This is a genomic window from Komarekiella delphini-convector SJRDD-AB1 (assembly GCF_014831675.1).
Taxonomy (GTDB): Bacteria; Cyanobacteriota; Cyanobacteriia; order Cyanobacteriales; family Nostocaceae; genus Komarekiella.
The window spans coordinates 1-3,668 of the sequence record NZ_VJXY01000139.1; the positions used below are offsets into that span (position 1 = coordinate 1).

At 40.3% G+C, this 3,668-nt stretch carries 4 protein-coding genes and 1 tRNA gene; 1 reads left to right on the plus strand and 4 read right to left on the minus strand.

The genetic code is table 11. The features are described from left to right. Positions 1–353: 353 nt before the first annotated feature. Both FNW02_RS37660 and FNW02_RS37665 read right to left on the minus strand, forming a co-directional pair. Positions 354–1,115 (minus strand): cysteine desulfurase family protein, encoded by a 762-nt coding sequence (locus tag FNW02_RS37660; protein ID WP_225226306.1) that lies wholly within the window; start codon positions 1,113–1,115, stop codon positions 354–356. 90 nt (positions 1,116–1,205) lie between these two features. Beyond that, positions 1,206–1,448 carry a hypothetical protein gene (locus FNW02_RS37665; RefSeq protein WP_191762554.1) on the minus strand — a complete coding sequence of 81 codons (243 nt, stop codon included), beginning with the start codon at positions 1,446–1,448 and terminating at the stop codon, positions 1,206–1,208. A gap of 15 nt (positions 1,449–1,463) precedes the next feature. Between FNW02_RS37665 and FNW02_RS37670 the strand changes: the two genes are divergently transcribed. Next, positions 1,464–1,658 (plus strand): hypothetical protein, encoded by a 195-nt coding sequence (locus tag FNW02_RS37670; protein ID WP_191762555.1) that lies wholly within the window; start codon positions 1,464–1,466, stop codon positions 1,656–1,658. Between the two features lie 287 nt (positions 1,659–1,945). Here the strand turns inward: FNW02_RS37670 and FNW02_RS37675 are convergent. Both FNW02_RS37675 and FNW02_RS37680 read right to left on the minus strand, forming a co-directional pair. Further along, positions 1,946–2,019 (minus strand) — tRNA-Val (locus FNW02_RS37675). A 98-nt stretch (positions 2,020–2,117) separates the two neighbouring features. Continuing rightward, complete coding sequence (locus tag FNW02_RS37680; RefSeq protein WP_191762556.1) at positions 2,118–3,437, minus strand: hypothetical protein; 1,320 nt, start codon at positions 3,435–3,437, stop codon at positions 2,118–2,120. Positions 3,438–3,668 lie beyond the last annotated feature (231 nt).

The window sequence follows — 3,668 nt, forward strand, 5'->3', positions numbered from 1 at the left end:
TTGTAGCTGGGAAACTTCATCTTTATTCAAGTCAACAATGTACTTTTTCGCCATGTTACACCCCGTTTTTGGCTATTTTACCAATTAGAGGTTTTACTTAGCAAAGTTACCTTGGCAGACTACTAGGTTTAAGGTTCCGGCTTTGTAGATAGAATTATTTTCTGGCATTTGGGGAGATGGTAAAGTTTCAGAAGCCGATTTAAGGACAGGCGATCGTTAATCTAGTTCCAATTGTGGAACTAGATTTAAGATTACTAGATTGTGGTTTGATGGATAGTGTAAGCACCACAAAGCAATTTTCTAATTATTAAGATAAGGAGGGTAACTGATGGTAATTCTTTTTTTGTAGATTTTTAGAGAAGTTGATGAATTTCATTTACTGCACTGATTATTAAAGAGGATGTTTTTTCGATTTCTGCTTTGGTTGTAAATTTACCAATACCAATTCTTAACGCGCCCTCAATTATATTCTCTGAAATATTCATAGCTTGTAAAACGTGAGATGGTGCAACAACACCTGATGAACAAGCTGCACCTGTAGAAATCGCTAATTGGTTACGGATTCTAGCAATAATGGCACTATTAGGAATGTCAGGGATAGAAATATGTAAGTTCCCTGATAAACGGTTGTTTAAGTCTCCATTCACCACTAAGTCAGAAATTGCAGCTTGTAGCAGGTTTTGCAGTTGATCTCGCAAAGTTGCGATCGCTGTTTCATCTGTTTCCATCTCTAATTGCCTCAATTTACAAGCTTCCCCTAAGCCAACAATTCCGGGTACATTGAGCGTACCTGATCTGAGTCCCTGTTGATGTCCACCACCGTAAATAATCGGTTGCAGATGCTTACTTTTTCTCACTACTAATGCACCAATGCCTTTGGGTGCATACAGTTTATGTCCAGAAATAGCTAGATAAGTAATCCCCCAGTCTTGAAAGTTAAGGGGAGTTTTACCAACTGCTTGGGAAGCATCACATAAGAAAGGGATATTGTATTTTTGAGCGATCGCCCCAATTTTTTGTACTGGGTAAATTGTCCCTACTTCATTATTAGCAGCCATCACGCAGAGCAAGGAAGCACCGCCAGAGCAGACTTTTTCTATATATCCTAAAATCAATTTGGGCTTGTTGATTGACTTTTAACCAAATAATTTCCGCGAGTCCTTTTTTGGCTAATGCTTTGCAGGTATCTAATTTAAAACTTTGAATCAGCCGTTCTCTCTCTCATTTTGGGGTATAACCTGTAACAGCATCAGCATTAAATTTTTTGAAACGCAATAGCGAATACTCTTTTTGGCGGCGTGATAGACTTTCGCTAATCCTGCTACTACTAAGCCATCTTGAGCTTGTGCTAAGTCTAACTCATGGCTACCCCAGAAGCGATAGGTTGAAATGGTGCGATCGCCTAAACAGTTCCTATGCTTTTTTAAATTCTGTAACTGCTTGTTCACAAAGTTCTTCACTGTATGCCAACCAAATTACTAAAGTGGGTTCATTGTTTATCAGGTGTAAACATACGTCTGCTCAATCGCCGTGTTGGGGAAAAGCTGGGGGAATATATAGACAGATTAATGGTGAAAGAGATTATTGCGATCGCTCAAACTTACTCTGCTGGAAGTATTGTTATACCTAAGTTGGACAATATCCGAGAGCAAGTTTAGAGTGAGATTCAAGCCAAAGCCGAGCAAAAATCATAATTACTAGAAGTCCAAAAACAGTATTGAGTTAGCGTCCATTAATGGAGCTACGGTAGATTGATTTCTATCTTTCAAAATCAAGCAGCTAAAACCGAAATTGTCATAGAGGAGCCAAACCAGCTGATTCAAGGTAGTCTACAGGATAAAGCGAAAGATTAACGTTCCCGAAGGGTTGCCGCAGGCATCGCTGCTTACTATTCACGCCAAAAAAGCTGAATAAGAAATCATCTGTTACCGTACAACTATTTAAATGGACGTAACTGGATTCGAACCAGTGACCTCTACGATGTCAACGTAGCGCTCTAACCAACTGAGCTATACGTCCTTAACTACACGATTATCAAAGATAGCATAGATTTGTCTAAGAAGCCAAGGCCAAAGGCATAAATTAGGCGATCGCTATAATCTTACGTAACTGACCATTTATTTCGGCTGTAGCTCCTGTAATTTATTCTTTGCCGATAGCAGTAGTTCTTGAGCTTTTAAATAAGCTGTTGTGCCATTTTGCACTTTTTCTAATTGATTAATAATGCTCTGTAATTGGCTGAACATGCGATTGCGATCCACAGACTGAGCATCAGAGGGAAGCGAAGCTATCAAGCTTTCAATTTGCTGTTGTGCCGCCTCTAAAGCATATACAGCATCCTGCTCTGCTTGCCGTCTAATCTTGACTTGACCTAAATTAGTCTCGTAAGTTGCTAGCAATTTCTGCGCCTCGGCATAACCTACCAAGTCTTGTGACGAAACTTCTTGTAGCCGATTAATTGCTTGTTGCCACAAATGTTCTATCTGTTGCCATTCATTTATAGCATGAGGTGGATTTTGTCCAGCTTTAGCTGCTTGCCAGGAAAATTGCCGCGCTGCTGCAATTATGGTGCTGATGCGCTCATTCCCAGCAGCAAGACCGACAATTTCTTGAAACTCACGCTCGTAGAGGTCTAGTTGCTGGCGTGCTGTTTTTCCAGCCAAAGTTTGACTAGGAATCTGCTCTAACTGATTGAGCGCTGAACGCCAAGCTGCGATCGCACTTTGTTTATCTGTTACTGTAGAAGCCTGTTTATATTGCTGTTTTGCGCTCAATAACGCTTGTGTATCATCAGTGAGCAATGTCTGAGCATTCTTTTCTTGAAAGACTTTAGCTGCTAACAACCCAACTTTGCTGCGAGCTGTATTAAAACCGTAGATGCTGAACCGTTGGTCATACCACCAATATTTGTATTCTGACCTATCGTTGACAAGCCAAGTTGGCAACTCATCTAGATGCTCTTGTGTCTCTTGAAGCTTCTGTTCCCCTAAAGCTAAATCTGCTGCACTAGTGGCTTGTTCAATCAATTGTTCTGCTTGTTCAATCGATGTTAGCGCCTGTCGATAGTGATTATCCATGTTCATATAGCTAGGTAACAGCAAAAAAGGCACATTCTGCGCCACAGGACGGCGAATCACTGGATAAGGCTGGTTTGCCAACCAAACCACACTAACGGGAATACCAAAGAGTATTATTACCCAGATAATTTTACTACCGATACCCCGCTTGGGTTTGCTGGGCGATCGCTGAGAGTTTTTGCTCAAAACCCGCGCCTCTGCGGCCATTTTATTTTCTAGTTCAGCAAGAGTTTTTGGTGTTAATGGTGTTGCAGGCTTTGGTACTACAGGGTTTTGGCTAGCGATAGATGGATCTATTCCAGAATTATTTTGAGGTTTTTTATGTAGAATTTTCCAGTTAATTTTGTCTAAAAACGCCATATTTAAGATAACTAGCAGTTGGTTTATTATTCCCAAATGCAGATGTAAATCTCAACGTTAATGTGATTTTTTGCTAACGATACCAAATACATACAGCCATTGTTATACCAATTCTTTATGAAGCTGCGCTAAATAAGGCTTCAAGGATAAAGTCGTAAGAAGTGAGAGAGGCAATCATTTCAGGTGTAATTTCTTTGAGGACATCAGTTAACTTGTGCTGTAGTTGTGTGA